The organism is Roseovarius pelagicus (assembly GCF_025639885.1).
GTDB lineage: Bacteria > Pseudomonadota > Alphaproteobacteria > Rhodobacterales > Rhodobacteraceae > Roseovarius > Roseovarius pelagicus.
This window is the reverse complement of record NZ_CP106738.1, coordinates 2,178,829-2,194,891: the sequence shown is the minus strand read 5'-3', so window position 1 is coordinate 2,194,891 and position 16,063 is coordinate 2,178,829. Positions and strand designations below refer to the sequence as shown.

The 16,063-nt window shown below is 61.3% G+C and carries 10 protein-coding genes; 5 read left to right on the top strand and 5 right to left on the bottom strand.

All coding sequences use genetic code 11. The annotated features are described in order from the left end of the window. Positions 1 to 76: 76 nt before the first annotated feature. A complete protein-coding gene (locus tag N7U68_RS11930) occupies positions 77 to 2,104 on the bottom strand; it encodes an NADPH-dependent 2,4-dienoyl-CoA reductase (RefSeq protein WP_263046941.1) in 2,028 nt (675 codons plus the stop codon). Between the two features lie 191 nt (positions 2,105 to 2,295). Between N7U68_RS11930 and N7U68_RS11925 the strand changes: the two genes are divergently transcribed. Further along, positions 2,296 to 2,622 (top strand): DUF3775 domain-containing protein, encoded by a 327-nt coding sequence (locus N7U68_RS11925; RefSeq protein WP_165195265.1) that lies wholly within the window; start codon positions 2,296 to 2,298, stop codon positions 2,620 to 2,622. On the opposite strand, the gene N7U68_RS11920 is transcribed toward N7U68_RS11925, so the two are convergent. Further along, complete coding sequence (locus tag N7U68_RS11920) at positions 2,619 to 4,352, bottom strand: hydantoinase B/oxoprolinase family protein (RefSeq protein ID WP_263046940.1); 1,734 nt, start codon at positions 4,350 to 4,352, stop codon at positions 2,619 to 2,621. The two genes, N7U68_RS11925 and N7U68_RS11920, sit on opposite strands and share 4 nt — an antisense overlap. Continuing rightward, positions 4,349 to 6,403 (bottom strand): hydantoinase/oxoprolinase family protein, encoded by a 2,055-nt coding sequence (locus N7U68_RS11915; RefSeq protein WP_263046939.1) that lies wholly within the window; start codon positions 6,401 to 6,403, stop codon positions 4,349 to 4,351. Before N7U68_RS11915 ends, N7U68_RS11920 begins: the two co-directional genes overlap by 4 nt. A gap of 183 nt (positions 6,404 to 6,586) precedes the next feature. Here N7U68_RS11915 and N7U68_RS11910 point away from each other — a divergent pair, with 183 nt between their 5' ends. Together N7U68_RS11910 and N7U68_RS11905 are read left to right on the top strand one after the other, a co-directional pair. After that, the gene (locus N7U68_RS11910) at positions 6,587 to 7,975 is read left to right on the top strand and encodes a hypothetical protein (protein WP_263046938.1); all 1,389 of its coding nucleotides are present in this window, start codon (positions 6,587 to 6,589) and stop codon (positions 7,973 to 7,975) included. Between the two features lie 88 nt (positions 7,976 to 8,063). Next, positions 8,064 to 9,347: an ABC transporter substrate-binding protein gene (locus N7U68_RS11905; RefSeq protein WP_165195273.1), complete on the top strand. Its 1,284-nt coding sequence runs from the start codon at positions 8,064 to 8,066 to the stop codon at positions 9,345 to 9,347. 71 nt (positions 9,348 to 9,418) lie between these two features. Here the strand turns inward: N7U68_RS11905 and N7U68_RS11900 are convergent, their stop codons facing one another. Together N7U68_RS11900 and pncB are read right to left on the bottom strand one after the other, a co-directional pair. After that, complete coding sequence (locus N7U68_RS11900) at positions 9,419 to 9,652, bottom strand: hypothetical protein (RefSeq protein WP_263046937.1); 234 nt, start codon at positions 9,650 to 9,652, stop codon at positions 9,419 to 9,421. A gap of 122 nt (positions 9,653 to 9,774) precedes the next feature. Continuing rightward, entirely contained in the window at positions 9,775 to 11,067 is a 1,293-nt protein-coding gene (pncB, locus tag N7U68_RS11895; protein WP_263046936.1) for a nicotinate phosphoribosyltransferase, read from the bottom strand. Between the two features lie 50 nt (positions 11,068 to 11,117). Here pncB and N7U68_RS11890 point away from each other — a divergent pair, with 50 nt between their 5' ends. Both N7U68_RS11890 and N7U68_RS11885 read left to right on the top strand, forming a co-directional pair. Continuing rightward, a complete protein-coding gene (locus tag N7U68_RS11890; RefSeq protein WP_263046935.1) occupies positions 11,118 to 13,262 on the top strand; it encodes an oxidoreductase in 2,145 nt (714 codons plus the stop codon). 157 nt (positions 13,263 to 13,419) lie between these two features. After that, a complete protein-coding gene (locus N7U68_RS11885; protein ID WP_263046934.1) occupies positions 13,420 to 16,008 on the top strand; it encodes a calcium-binding protein in 2,589 nt (862 codons plus the stop codon). The last annotated feature ends 55 nt before the right edge of the window (positions 16,009 to 16,063 follow it).

The following is a 16,063-nucleotide window of genomic DNA, read 5'->3' as shown; positions in this document are numbered from 1 at the left end:
TAGGGCAAGAAGATGAACAAAAGTGCATTCTGCTTTCAACGCTCCCAGAATACTCGTCAGCAACGCTGCCGCAGAGTCAAAGCTCTGCAGCCAGCCGCGTGCCCTGATTGATCGCCCGTTTTGCATCCAGTTCGGCGGCCACGTCCGCACCCCCGATTACATGTACGGACTGGCCAGCTGCCTCCAGCGCATCGGCAAGGCCGCGTTGAGGTAGCTGCCCCGCACACATCACGATCGTGTCCACCTCGATCAGGGTCGGTGTTTCGCGCGCCTCGCCGTGGCTGACATGCAGGCCGCTTGCGTCGATCGCATCGTAGTTGACGCCGCTTACCATCGTGACATTTTTCATCTTCAGGGTGGCGCGATGAATCCATCCCGTCGTTTTGCCCAGACGTTTTCCGGGCCGCTCTGCCTTGCGTTGCAGTAAGGTGACCTGTCGTGCGGCCGCTTCTGGCTGTGGTCCTTCGGGGGCTAGCCCGCCGCGTGCGGTGGCCGGGTCGGCGATACCCCATTCCGCCATCCATTCCGGCAGATTCTCGGTTGGGCTTTCACCCTTCTGGGTCAGATATTCGGCTACGTCGAATCCGATGCCACCGGCCCCGATGATCGCCGCGCGCGGACCAACTTTGGCCTTGCCGCGCAGCACGTCAATATAGCTCAGGACATTGGGGCCATCCTGACCGGGGATGGCCGGATCACGCGGGATCACGCCTGTGGCGATGATGATCTCGTCGAACCCGTTCAGATCATCCGCGCCGACCTCGGTGCCGAGTTTCAACGTCACACCAGAGGTATCCACCATCGCCGCGAACCAGTCGACCAGCCCGTGAAACTCTTCCTTGCCGGGAATGACCCGCGCCATGTTCAGCTGTCCGCCGATCTGCGTATCGCGATCAAACAGCGTGACCGCATGCCCGCGTTCTGCCGCTGTGATCGCCGCCGACAGGCCCGCAGGGCCCGCGCCGACGACGGCCACGGTTTTGTACGTCTCTGCGGGTTTGACCACCAGTTCTGTCTCATAGCAGGCGCGCGGGTTTACCAGGCACGTGCTGATCTTGCCCGAGAAGGTATGATCCAGACAGGCCTGATTACATGCGATGCATGGCGCGATCAGGTTGGCCTGACCCGCAGCTGCCTTGGCGATGAAATCGGCATCGGCCAGGAAAGGTCGCGCCATCGACACCATATCGGCGCAACCCGTGCTCAGCACCTCTTCTGCGACGTCGGGTGTGTTGATCCGGTTCGAGGTGATAACGGGAATGCCGACCTTGCCCATCAGCTTCTTCGTGACCCATGCAAAGGCAGCACGCGGCACGGATGTCGCGATGGTGGGAATGCGGGCCTCGTGCCAACCGATGCCAGTGTTGATGATCGTGGCTCCTGCTGCCTCAACGGCCTGCGCCAGTTGTACGACTTCTTCGTGGGTTGACCCTTCGGGCACGAGATCGATCATCGAAAGCCGGTAGATCAAAATGAAATCCGGGCCGACGGCCTCGCGCGCGCGCCGGACAATCTCGACGGGCAAACGCATCCGGTTCTCATAGCTGCCGCCCCAGCGATCGGTCCGCTTGTTGGTGTGCTTCACCAGAAACTGATTGATGAAATATCCCTCGGAACCCATGATTTCGGCACCATCATATCCGGCCTCGCGGGCGCGGGCACAGGCCGTGACGATATCGGCGATCTGTTTCTCGATGCCGTCTTCATCCAACTCTTTGGGGGGGAATGGCGAGATTGGCGATTTGATCGCCGAGGCGCTGACGCATTCCGGTCCGTAGGCATAGCGACCCGCATGCAGCACTTGCATCGCGATCAGCCCGCCCGCCTCGTGCACGGCATCGGTGATGACCCGGTGATTGGCGATATCCTGCTCGGTAAACAGGCCCGCCGCGCCGGGAAACACGCCGCCTTCGCGATTGGGGGCCATGCCGCCCGTCACCATCAGCGCCACACCGCCTCGGGCGCGCGCGGCATAGAATTCGGCCACGCGCGGCCAGTCCTTGGTTTCCTCCAGCCCGGTATGCATGGAGCCCATGAGCACGCGGTTCTTCAGCGTCACATGGCCCAGATCAAGCGGGGACAAAAGGTGGCTATATGTGGTCATGGCGGCCTCCGGACTGATTGCGGGTCACCATGGCGCGCGCGCCGTGTTTTGTCACCCCGCAACGCTGCGTTACCGGGCGTCACACCAAAGCGCGGGAATGAGGCACACCTGCCTATTTGCGTCGGATCAAAGACGACCTAACCTCGTTGGCACATCATAGATGCGAATCGATGGCGCGAAAGGGGGCAGGGATGCTCGAAATCAGCACATACAAGATTGCGCAGGTGGTCCTGATGTCCCGTGAACTGAACCGGGCCGAAGGCGAATTGCGCGCATTCATTGACCGGCTCAGCGAGGATGAACAAGCCAGCCTCGTGGCGGTCATGTGGATTGGCCGCGAAAGCTTTGACGCCGAAGATTTGGCCGAGGCGATCGAGACCGCGCGTAACGAGGCGACAGTGCCCACGGCTGACTATTTGCTCGGCTCGCCGCACCTGTCGGACCATCTCGAAAACGGGCTAGAGGCGCTGGGCCTGTCTGCCTATGACGACGAGGACGATCTGGTGCGGGGCGGTTAGGATCGTGCTGCGTCTGTGGCGGTGTCATCAACGGTACCGCACTTGGTCAGAACAACACCAAAGAGCGCACGCGCCTGATCAGCAGTGTAGCGACCCAACCGTACGTCATCCGCGACCAAAGCGGGTCGGCGTTTGAACGGATCGCCATAGCCGCCACCGCCCGGTGTCTTGACACGCACACGGTCGCCGGGCCTCAGCGGAATGTTCTGTTCTTTGGACAGGTGCAGCGGCGTGTACGGCGTGCCGTCCTGCCAGACCGTCACCTCATTGACAGCGCCATCGGCACCACCCAATGCGCCCAGCGGCCCGGTCCGCCCATGGTCCATGACAAAGCTAGCTGTTGCATTGCCACGCCGCAGTTCAACCTCGTAGTCGAGGCCAAAACCGCCGCGTTGTGTGCCGGCCCCCCCCGAGCCTTCGCGCAGGGCATAGCGACGGTAGAGGACCGGGAAAGCTTGCTCCATGATTTCCACCGGCGGGGCCTTGGAGATGCCGATGGTCGAACAACCGTTCGTCAGGCCGTCACCATCCGCATAGCCACCATAGCCCCCACCCGACAGCTGATACATCACGAAATCGCGTCCGCGTTGCGGATCGTGCCCACCTAACGCAAAGTTACCGCTGGTTCCGGCCGGTGCGGCGGTCACTCGATCCGGTAAAACAGACACTAACGCAGCAAAAACCGCCTCTGCAATGCGCTGGCTTACCTCTGCGGCACAGCCCGATACCGGGCGCGGATACTGCGCATCTAGGAACGAGCCCGCGATCCCGGTCACATGCAGCGGTTCGAATGCGCCGGCGCTGATCGGCACCTCGGGGAAAATATGCCGCATCGCCAGATAGACAGAGCTGAGCGTCGTGGCGCGAACCGAATTCATCGGCCCCATGCAGGGCGGGGCGCTGCCAGAGAAATCAAAGGTCAGATTGTCGTCGTTTCGGGTTATACAGAGCCGAATTTCCAGCGGTTCATTCACCACACCATCGCTGTCGATCCACGCAACACTCTGATGCGATCCTTCGGGTATCTGGCTGATGAAAACGCGCATTTGCTCTGCGGCGCGACGGCGCAGTTCTGCGATGGCCTCGGTCACAGTGTCGTCGCCGTATCGATCCATCAAGAGGCCCAGCCGTTCGGCACCAAGCTCCAGCGCGGCAGCTTGTGCGCGCACATCGCCGATACGCTGGTCCGCGACACGGATGTTAGAGCAGATGATGCTGTAAATTTCGGAATCCAGCACGCCCTGTTTGAACAGACGCACAGGCGGCAGGCGCAGCCCTTCCTGCTCGGCTGCGGTGGCGGAGGCGGAAAATCCACCGGGCACCGCACCCCCGGTGTCGGGCCAGTGGCCCGTGTTGCTGAGCCAGCAGAAAATCTCGCCATTGCGATAAAATGGCAGGGCGAACCGCACATCCATCAGATGTGTGCCGCCCAGATAGGGATCATTGACGATATAGATGTCACCCGGTTGCGGAGCAGCGACGCGTCCCTCTGCAATCATTTCGATCAGCGTGCGGGTGGAATACTGCATCGTGCCCACGAACACCGGCAAACCACCGACACCCTGCGCGATCAGGGACCCGTCGCGCGCGTCATAGATACCGTCGGAGCGATCATTCGCCTCCGCGATCACCGGCGAAAACGCAGCGCGAGAGAAACTCAGATCCATTTCGTCACAGACTTGCTGCAGCCCGGCCTGAATGACTGACAGCGTGATGGGATCGAGGGTCATGCAGCACCTCCAATGCCGATCAGGATATTGCCGCTGGCATCCCCGCGCGCCAGATCCCCGGGTTCGATCAGAATGGTTGTATCCATCTGTTCGATGATCGCGGGGCCCTCGATGGTCACGTCCAGCGGCAGGTGGTCGCGCCAGAAGATAGGCGTATCGTGGACAGTACCGCCAAAATGCACCGCGCGGGTACCGGTCCGTGCTGCCTCGGCCGTATCCTTGCGCCCTGCGGGATCAATCAACGTGCTAAGGTCGAGCGGCGCGCGCATGCCGATCACGGATGTGTTCACGTTCACCAGATTGGCGCGGATACGGTCCAGCTTGACCCGAAAGCGGGCAAAATATGCCTCCTCAAAAAGCGCCTGCAACGTGTCGAGGTCCACGTTCGGTTGTTCCAGTGGAACGCGCAGCAGATGGGTCTGACCGACGAACTGCATATCGACGCTATAGAGATGACGCAGGCCGGTCAGGTCGATGCGCTCCTTGGCGATCATCCGTTCACCCCGGTCGATCTGCGCATCGAAGACGTCGTCCAGCATCCCCGGATCAAGCGTGTCCAGTGGACGGTTTACCGTAGTTACGAAATCGTGCCGCAGATCTGCCACAACGCATCCCAGCGCATTGGTGATCCCGGGTCGGCAGGGCACCAGCACCCGAGGTATACCCAGTTCGCGGGCTAATGCGGCGGCATGTAATGGCCCGGCCCCGCCAAAGGCGAAAAGCGCGAAATCGCGCGGGTCCGCCCCGAGCGAGATCGACACCATGCGGATCGCCCCCGCCATGCGCGTGTTCGCGACCCGAATGACCGCCTCTGCGGCTTCGGATACTGACAAGCCGAGCGGACGGGCGAGCGATGTCTCGAAGGCCGCCTCGATATCGGCCAGCGCAACGCCACCCGTGACCGCCAGCTTGGCTGGGTCGAGCCGCCCCAATAGCAGGTTGGCGTCCGAGATTGTCGGGTCCGTCCCGCCGCGCCCGTAGCAGATCGGGCCGGGATCGGACCCGGCGCTATGCGGGCCGACCTGCAACAGGCCCGCTTCGGTTACACGGGCGATTGATCCGCCCCCAGCGCCCACGGTGCGCACATCGACCATCGGAACATGGATCGGCATCGCATATTCGATTTCAATCTCGTTCGACACCGCAGGTTCCGCATCGCGGATCAGCGCCACATCGGTCGAGGTGCCGCCCATGTCGTAGGTAATGAGGTTCGTCAAACCTGCTGCGCGGCCTGTATAGGCCGCCGCCATCACACCAGAGGCAGGACCGGACATCACGGTTTTGGCTGCCTCCTGCGCCACCAGACGGGCCGACACCATTCCGCCATTGCCATTCATCACCAGAACGTCACCGCGATAGCCGCCTTCGACCAGGTCTGCGGTGAGCCGATCCAAATAACGGGCCAGAATCGGCTGTACGCTGGCATTGACTGCCGCTGTAACGCCGCGTTCGTATTCGCGCGACTCAGACAGGATAGCGTGGCCCATGGTGATATGGGTGTTCGGCCAGATATCGCGTAACAGCGCCGCCGCCCGCAGCTCGTGTACGGGGTTGGCGTAGGCGTGCAGAAAATGCACGACAAGCGCCTCGCATCCCGCCGCCAGCAGGGCGTGACCCGCCGCCAGCACCGCATCCTCATCAAGCGGCGTGACCACCTCGCCAGCGGCATCCATACGCTCGGCGACCTCTATACGCAGATCGCGGGGGATGATCGGTGTGAACTGACCGGTCATGCCATAGGCCTGCGGACGTGTTCGGCGGCCCAGCTCCAGCACGTCGCGGAACCCCGAGGTCGTGATCAGCCCGGTACGGCTCAGCTTGCGTTCCAGCACCGCGTTGGTCGTGGTGGTGGTCCCATGCACGATCAGATCAAGCGCGGTCAGATCACTGCCCGCACTGCGCAGGGAATCTAGTACGCCAAAGGCCTGATTTTCCGGCGTGCTGGGGACCTTTGCCAGCCGAACGGCACCGCTGGTCTGATCAAGCTGCACCAGATCCGTGAACGTCCCGCCCACGTCGATCCCGGCCACAAGCCGCGCGTTTTCCGTCACTTTTCGCCCCCCTTGGGTCTGCTGATCAGAGAGTTGGCGAGCGGACGGCGAAAGTCAACGCGCGGCGCGTAGAGTGATCGGTGTGATGGGAGCATTGCCCCCCGAACCGCCAGAGTATTCTTAAAACGATGGACGGGGTTGGTTTCGCTTTTCTTGTCCTACAGGGCCGGTCATCATGGGACCATGAGAAGAGCAGTGCTCATAGCGTGGTTGGTTTGGGGGTCGAGCGCGTCGGTGGCGCTGGGCCATGCGGCGGAGCAAGGATTTATCCTGTTGCTGCCCACCGATGTGTATATCACAGCGGGGGTGGCGGTGGTGGCACTGACGGTTCTGGTGCTTGCGCTGGTGCCGGACCGGATGACGCACGGGGTTTTTCGCCCTGTGGTTTTGTGGCGGGTGCGTAAAAGTTCATTGACGCATGTAACCAGTTGCTTGTCGGCGGTGGTTTTGGTTTGGCTGGTTCTGGCTGGGCTTTATGGCTCTCGCGATCCGTTGGGCAATCCGCTACCGCTGACAGTCTGGACAGTATGGTGGATCGCGATGGTCAGCGTGCAGGGGTTGATCTGGAACCACTGGCGCTGGACCAACCCCTGGACCGGCCCGGCTGCATTGATGGCGCGGGCCGTGGGCGAGCGCGCGCCGCTGCGCTATCCGTCAGCACTGGGCCATGCGCCGGGCATTATCGGATTCATCGCGTTTTGCGGATTTCTGCTCGCCGATCCGGCACCATCTGATCCGGCGCGGCTGGCCGGGATTGTGGGTGGTTACTGGCTGATCATGTTGGCGGGGCTTGCGCTCTTTGGTCCGCGCTGGCTGTTGAGGGCAGAGGCCGCGACCATGCTGATGCGGCTATATGGTCGGATGGCGATGCTGGGCCGCCGCCGGGGACGGCTGGCGTTTGGCCTGCCCGGCTGGCAGATCGCCCGAGGGCCGCATCTGCCGCTCGGGGCTGGACTATTGGCTTTGCTGGCGCTGGGTGGGGGCAGTTTTGATGGTCTGAACGAGACATTCTGGTGGTTGGGTCAGCTTGGGGTCAACCCGCTGGAATTCCCAGGTCGCTCGGCGGTGATTTCGCCAACGTTGGCGGGACTGCTGGGCGCGAATCTGGTGCTGATCGTGATCTTTGGCTTGTGTACGTGGGCCGGGCTGCGGCTGGCGGGCGGTGAGGTTTATATGCGTATGGCATTTCGCGCCTTTGGCCCGGCCATTCTGCCAATCGCGCTGGGCTATCATATCGCGCATTACCTCGTATCGTTCTTGGTGGATGGTCAATATGTGCTGGCGTTCCTCAGTGATCCGCTGGGGCGTGGCTGGGATATTCTGGGGCTGGGCGCACACAGTGTCAGCACCGGATTCCTGAATACGACCGCCACGGTCAAGGTGATCTGGCTCAGTCAGGCAGGTGCGGTGGTGATCGGCCATGTGATAGCGATCTTGCTGGCTCATGCGCTGGCGATACGGTTGTTCCAGCAACGCAAGCAGGCCCTGCTGAGCCAGCTTCCTCTTGCGCTTTTCATGGTCGGTTACACGCTCTTTGGTCTCTGGTTGTTGGCCAGCCCGCGCGGGATGTGACGCGCAAATTGCTGGACAAGTGATCATTTGCTTCGCAGGATTGCAGGCAACGGGCGGGCCACTTCGCCCCAGCAAAGGAGAATTTGCCATGACCAAGACCCCCAAGAGCCTGACGCGCCGGGCCGCGATGACCACGCTCGCTGCCGGTGCGGGTGCCGCAAGCCTGCCACTATGGGCGCGCTACACCCATGCGCAGACGGCCGAGCCGATCAAAATCGGGTTTCAGGTCCACCGCACCGGCATCGGCGCGGCCTATGGGCGCTGGTACGGACGCACCACCGAGGCGGCAGTCAAGGTGATCAACGATGGCGGCGGCATCAATGGCCGCATGGTCGAGATCGTGGCAGAGGATGACGGCACCGACCCCAAGCGCGGCGCTGAAGTGGTCGAGAAATTCGCGACTCAGCATAATTGCGACGTCGGGTTCGGCACGCTGTTCAGCCACGTTGTGATCGGGTCGGCCCCGCGTGCGGGCGAATTGAAGCTGCCCTATTTCGTGGTCTCCGAGGGGCATCACGTGGCCAGCGGCATGCTGAACCGCTACACATTGCAGCCCGGTATTACCGATGTGAAATCACAGGTGCAGGCGATGGCCCCTTATGTGGCCGAGAACCTTGGGAAAAAGGTCACGATGGTGTTTCCTGATTTCGCGTTCGGCCATGATCACCGCGATTTCTTTACCGCCGCGATCGAGGCGCAGGGCGGTGAGGTGCTGGAACATATCGCGATCCCACCTTCTGAAACGTCGTTTACCAAGTATTTCCCCAAGATCCCGCGCGAGACCGAGGTGCTCTATCACGTCATGGTCGGTCCCGCCGTGCTGACGTTTGTGAAAGAACTGGGCGAATTCTTTGGCCCCAGCGGTCCGGCGCTGTTCGGGTTTATCGATTCGCTCGAAGCGGTCGATATATCCAGCCCCGGTCTGGAATTCCTCGAAGGCACCTATTTCTGGGAAGGCATGCCGCGTTACGCCCAAGAGGACCAGACCGAGCACGAGGCGTTCTACCGTGCCGCCGTGGGCGTCGATGCCAATGGCGCGTCGGTCAGCGATGCGTCGGACGTGTCGACCTACGCCCACATGTTCGGCTGTTGGGAAACGATGCACATCATCAAGGCGGGGATGGAGGCGTCTGGCTATGCCGGGCCGGATGATCGCGCCGCACTGATCGAGGCGGTCGAGGCGATGGGCGACATGCCCGAAAGCCAGGCGCATCCGCAGGGAGCAAAGCGGTTCAACGGCAAGACGCACCAAGTGTTTGGGCATCAGTACATCTCAAAGGTCGAAGGCGGCAAACTGGTGCGCGTGCATACCACCAGCATTGAGGACACGCTTTACCCGGATGAGGTGGATTACACGTCGCAGGCGTTCTAGAGGGTGCCGGGCTGAAGCCCGGCCTACTTTCATATCAGGGCAAGCCGCAACCCTTTCCAGCGGAGGGACGGTCAGCCGAACAGCGTTTGCCAGATCGCGTATCCCGGTAGTATCAGTGCGATGATCCAGTCGAACCATATGATGCCGGGCTCGGGCCACCATTCCATCCATCGCGAAAAGAGCATGAACCAGATTTGAGAGCCGGGAAAGATTGCGCCAACAATCGCAAACTTGGCGATCAGGGTCGGGATCACGAGAGCGTACCCGAGTATCTCTCCGACCCTCTCTGGTCTGCTTTTCCCCATTCCCTCCGATCTCTTGTCCGTGCCGCCTCAGTGACGCAGAGTATGCGGGCTGGCGCAAGACGCGCGGCGGACAGTTCTTGGCACTGTGCTGGCCGTAGGCCGGGCTTCAGCCCGGCACTGCCTCAAACCACCACCTCCAGCGCTTCCTGCTTCCCCACCCCAAACACCCGCTTGTAGCGCGCAATTTCTGCCTCCGGCCCCATCGCCTTGCGCGGATTGTCCGACAGCTTCACCGTGGGTCGCCCGTTGGCGGACACGGCTTTGCACACCAGTGAGAAGGGCGCCAAAGCATCATCCGGGGTCAGCCCGCGAAAATCGTTGGTCAGCAATGTCCCCCAACCGAACGACACCCGCGCGCGGCCTGAAAACTGCGCCTGCAATGACGCGATCTTGTCCACGTCCAGCCCGTCGGAAAAGATGATCAGTTTCTCGGTCGGGTCCTCGCCGCGCGACTTCCACCAGTTGATTGCGCGTTCCGCCCCTGTCGCGGGATCACCGGAATCGATGCGCATGCCCGTCCAGCCAGCCAGCCAGTCGGGCGCGTTTTTCAGGAACCCTTCGGTGCCGTAGGTGTCGGGCAGGATGATGCGCAGGTTACCGTCGTGTTCCTCGTGCCAATCGCTCAGCACATCATAGGGCGCGCGGGCCAACTCCGCATCACTGTCGGCCAGCGCGGCATAGACCATTGGCAACTCGTGCGCGTTGGTGCCGATGGCGGCCACATCGCGGTTCTTGGCGATCAGACAGTTTGACGTGCCGACGAATTTCTGCCCCAGCCCTTCGGTCATCGCCTGCACGCACCAGTCCTGCCACAGGAACGAATGCCGCCGTCGCGTGCCGAAATCCGCCACGCGCAGCCCGGGCACATCACGCAGGCGTTCGACCTTTTCCCACAGCTTCGTCATCGCGCGGGCATAGAGAACTTGTAGCTCGAATTTGCGCATTTTGTTCAGCACGGCGCGGCTGCGCAGTTCCATCAATACGGCAAGCGCGGGAATTTCCCAGAGCATGACCTCAGGCCATGAACCTTCAAAAGTCAGCTCGTACTGATCACCCACACGTTCCAGATGATAGGGCGGCAGGCGCAGGGCCTCGAACCATTCCATGAACTCGGATGTGAACATCTGCCGCTTGCCGTAGAAGGTATTCCCGCGCAGCCATGTGCTTTCGCCCCGGCTGAGGCTGAGCGAGCGGATATGATCCAGCTGTTCGCGTAATTCACCCTCGTCTACCAGATCGGCCAGCGGGACATGCGTGGATCGGTTGATCAGGCTAAAGGTCACCTGCGTGTCCGGTCGATTTCGAAAGATCGACTGGCACATCAATAGCTTATAGAAATCGGTATCGATCAGAGATCGAACAATCGGGTCGATCTTCCATTTGTGATTGTGAACACGAGTGGCGATATCGACCATGCTGCGGCCTCCGGTAAAATACCGGTCGGTTAAAGCAGGGGGGCGCAGTGGTGGCAAGAGGCGCAGGGTACTGGGAACTCGACGCGGGGCGTGCCAGAGTGGCCGCACCAATAGCAGTCAAAGGCCGCCCCATGCGCAACCCAATCTACGATGTCCTGTTCGAGCCGGTACAGATCGGCCCAGTTACCGCGCCGAACCGTTTCTATCAGGTGCCCCATTGTACCGGCATGGGCTACCGCTATCCCCAGAGCGAGGCGGCGCACCGTGGGGTCAAGGCGGCGGGTGGTTGGGGCGTGGTATCGACCCAAGAGACCGAAATACACGAAACTTCTGACCTGACCCCGTCGAACGAGGCCCGGCTGTGGGATGATCGTGATATTCCTGCGTTGCGTCTGATGACCGACGCGGTGCATGAATACGGTAGCTTGGCCGCGATACAGTTGGCCCATAACGGATTGCACTCGGCTAACCGGTATTCGCGGCGCATTCCGCTCGCACCGTCAGCGGTGGTGGTGGACAGCGACGACCCCGTTAACGCGCGTGCGATGGACAAATCTGACATTGCCTCGTTCCGTCGCTGGCATGTTGACGCTGCCCGTCGGGGCAAGGCGGCGGGATTCGATATCATCTATGTCTATGCGGGCCATGACATGACCCTCCTGCAACATTTTCTGTTGCAGCGGCATAATCACCGTACGGATGAATACGGCGGGTCGATGCAGAACCGCCTGCGGCTCTTTCGAGAAGTGATCGCGGACACTCGTGACGCTGTCGGCGATACATGCGCCATCGCTGTGCGCTTTGCTGTTGAGGAATTGCTGGGCGCCGAGGGCATCCGTCACGACGTCGAGGCGCGCGAAGTGATAGAGGCCCTCGCAGAAGAGCCTGACCTGTGGGATGTCAACATGTCGAACTGGTCGAACGACAGTCAGACCTCGCGCTTTGCCAAGGAAGGGTATCAGGAGCCCTATACCGAATTCGTCAAATCCGTCACTACTAAACCGGTGGTTGGTGTCGGTCGCTACACATCGCCCGACACGATGGTTCGGCTGATCAAGCAGGGCAAGCTGGACATGATCGGTGCAGCGCGCCCATCGATTGCGGATCCATACCTGCCCAAGAAAATCAGCGAGGGCAGGCTGGAGGAGATCCGCGAATGCATCGGTTGCAATATCTGCGTGTCGGGGGACAATACCAGCGTGCCGTTCCGGTGTACCCAGAATCCGACCGCAGGCGAAGAATGGCGGCGTGACTGGCATCCCGAAATCATAACAGCGCCGAAAAAGACCAAGCCGTATCTGATCATCGGTGGCGGACCTGCCGGGCTGGAGGCGGCGCGCACCTTGGTCAAGGCAGGCAATGATGTCATCATCGCCGAGGCCAGCAGCCAGTGGGGCGGGCGGGTGACCGTCGAAAGCCAGCTGCCGGGTCTGGCGGAATGGGCGCGCGTGCGCGACTGGCGCATGTGGCAGCTACAACAGGTGCAGAATGCAGAAATGTACCTCGACAGCTCGCTCAGCGCTGATGACATTCTGGAATACGGCATTGCCAACGTGGCGATAGCGACCGGTTCGCATTGGCGCAATGACGGAGCGGGGCGTGCGCATCGCAGACCGCTGCCTTTTTTGCAATCGGATCTGGTGATGTCCCCGGATGATGCCATGCACGGCGGGCTGAAACAAGACAGCGGAACCGGGCCAATCGTGATCTTTGACGATGATCGGTTCTACCTTGGCAGCGTTTTGGCCGAAATGGCGGCGACGACCGGGCGTGCGGTGGTTTTCGTAACACCGTCACCCATCGTCGCGCCGTGGTCGACCTTCACGCTGGAACAGCATCGCATCCAGAATCGGCTTATCGCTCTCGACGTTGAAATTGTGCCGAACACTCTGCTTGCAGACATGGATGGCACCCAACTGTCCCTTGCATGTGCCTATTCCGGCAAGACGCGGCAGATCGACTGCGGCACGTTCATACCCGTAACCTCGCGCTTGCCCAATGATCGGCTATGGACCGACCTCAACGCGCGCCGGACCGATTGGCAGGATGCCGGGCTGGAACGGGTCACACGGATTGGTGACTGTTACGCGCCGGGCCTGATCGCGGCGGCGGTCTATGCCGGGCATAAATACGCCCGAGAGGCGATTGGCGGCGGCGACACTGTTCTGCGCGAAGATATGAACGGGAATGTGTGAAAGCGAGGAGGAACACGGCGCCGATCACAGGCTGATGTGTCAGACCGCAATCTGCTAAATTCTCCTTAATCTCCGTATTTACGCCGCATTTACAAAGGTTACCGTTAACGGACTTGGGACATATTCCTCGGCGGGTGGGCGTGAGAGGGGAAAACATATGCCCGAGCTGCGCCTGAACGCTGCCGGTTCTGTCCAGACGGCAGTAGCTGAGGCTTTGATTGGCGTCACCGACGTCGCTGTGGTGACGGGCGCAAACGGTCCAATGCTGATCACCACAACGCGTGGCGATGGCTGGGTTACTGCGTTTGCCATCGGCGCGGGTGACGTGTCGGAAACGGACAGATGGCGGATCGACGAAGCGCGGCTGCAACTGGAATCCACCGATCTGGCCATGATGACCACTGGTGGGATGGATCAATTGCTACTGGTTGGTCTGGCGGGCGGTACGCTTACCGGTTTGTCGCTTGGCGGTAACGGCTTTGGCGGCGTTACCAGCCATCAGATTTCCGGCTTCGACATGGGCAGTCTGCGCGCGCTTTCTGTGTCTGGCGATGTGGGTTTTGCTGCGTTGCGTGGCGGCGGGCTGAGCGTGATCGACTTTGCCGCCCCGGCCCCGCAGGCGCGGGGGGTCGTTGGCGGTGACGCCGTGAACGGCGCGGAAGCCAGCGGAGTTGCGACACTGGAACTGGACGGTATCAGCTATGGCTTTGCTGTTTTCGGGCGCGAGGATGCGCTGTCGTCCTTTCGGCTTGATGGTGGTCGTGCGACGCCGTTGGACACGCTGACCACCGACACTGTCGGTGGCGCGCTGGCCGGACCACAGACAATCCGCGCGCTGGAGGTTGACGGCAAGGGATATGTGCTCGCCGCCGCGTCGGACACCGGGTCATTATCTGTTTTTCAGGCCGAGACGGATGGCAGCCTCAGCCTGTCCGATCAGGTGCTCGACAACCGTGACACGCGTTTTGCCGATGCATCGCATCTGGAGGTGTTGACCGTGGAGGACCGCGTCTTTGTCGCGGTGGCAGGGTCCGACAGTGGCATCAGCCTTTTCACACTGCTGCCCGGCGGACGGCTGCACCACGTCGACACCATGGCTGCGACACTGGACACTCCCCTGCGAGGGATCACTGATATTGCGGTCGCGTCGGCTGGGGGCGAGCTGCATATCTGGGCATCTACGCAGGCGGCGCCCTATCTGGTGCAGTTCACCACGTCGGGTTTGGACATTGGGCAAACCCTTCAGGCGGACGACACAGGCAGTACCCTGAATGGTAGCAATGCAGACGATGTGTTGGTCGGTGCGGCTGGTTCGGACCAGATCAGTGGCGGCGCTGGCGATGATGTTCTGGTCGATGGCGCGGGCGCGGATATCCTGACCGGTGGAGCGGGTGCAGATACGTTTGTTTTCACCGTCGACGCGCAGGAAGACACTGTCACCGATTTCCAGTTGGGCGAGGACAGGCTCGATTTTACCGGCCTGCCCGGCATCTGGGATGTGCAGGACCTACAAGTATTGCCGCAAAGCTGGGGTGCCGAGGTCCGCTATCGCGGCGAGGTGACACTGGTGCACACTGCCGATGGCAGTCGGCTGGACAAGGCAGATTTAATTGATGGCGGCCTGACCGTGATCGACCGCGTGCCACTGTCCAAGGCGTCCGGCCAAATCACCGGTACCCTGTCGAACGATACGTTTCACGGCGCCGACACAGCCGACTCCTTTGACGGGCAGGCAGGGCACGACGACATGCGCGGGGAGGGCGGCAATGACACGTTGATGGGCAATGGCGGCAATGACCGTATTTCAGGCGGGTTCGGCGAGGATATGCTCTATGGTGGCGCGGGGCAGGATACGATTACCGGTGATGCGGGTTTTGACAGCATTTATGGTGGCGATGGCGGTGATTTCCTCAACGGTGGCGGTCAGGCGGACTTAATTTATGGCGACGACGGCAATGACCGTATTCTGGGTGAGGCCGGGTTTGACGTTCTCTATGGCGGCGCAGGGTCGGATACACTCCTTGGGGGGGATACCGCCGACCGGCTCTATGGCGGCAGCGGTAATGACAGCCTGAGTGGCGGGGTCAATGTCGGACTCACGGTCGATGGCCTGTTCGGTGAGGATGGCGATGATCGCCTGATGGGCGACGGCGGCTTCGATTTTCTCGATGGCGGTGACGGAAATGACTATCTGGATGGCGGCAGGCAGGCTGATAACCTCTATGGACGCAGCGGCGATGATACGTTGTTGGGCGGTGATGGTCTGGATCGGCTCTTTGGCGGGGCGGGCAATGATGTCGGCGATGGCGGCGCTGGCAACGATGGTCTGTTCGGAGAGCAGGGCAATGATACCATGTCGGGTGGGGCGGGTAATGACAGGTTTTTTGGCGGCACCGGCGATGACGTTCTGTCAGGAGGCTCGGGTGCGGATTCGATCTATGGCGGTGCCGGGTTCGATACGATCACAGGCGGCAGCGGTAATGACCGGATGGCGGGGGACTTCAACGCCGACACCTTTGTTTTTACCGACGGTCACGGCACCGACCGTATCGATGACTTCGAGGCGCTCAACGACTTTGAACGTCTGGATCTGTCTGCGATCTCTGCGATCACCGACCTGAATGACCTGCTGTCAAACCATCTAAGCCAGAACGGCAATGACGCGGTGATTGATACCGGCGGCGGATGGATCACGCTGGCAGGCGTGTCGGTCGACGATCTGGATGGGAACGATTTTGCGTTCTGAGTGTGCCTGTCCGGGCGTGGCACATCTTTGGTTAACGAAATTCCCTTAGGTCTCG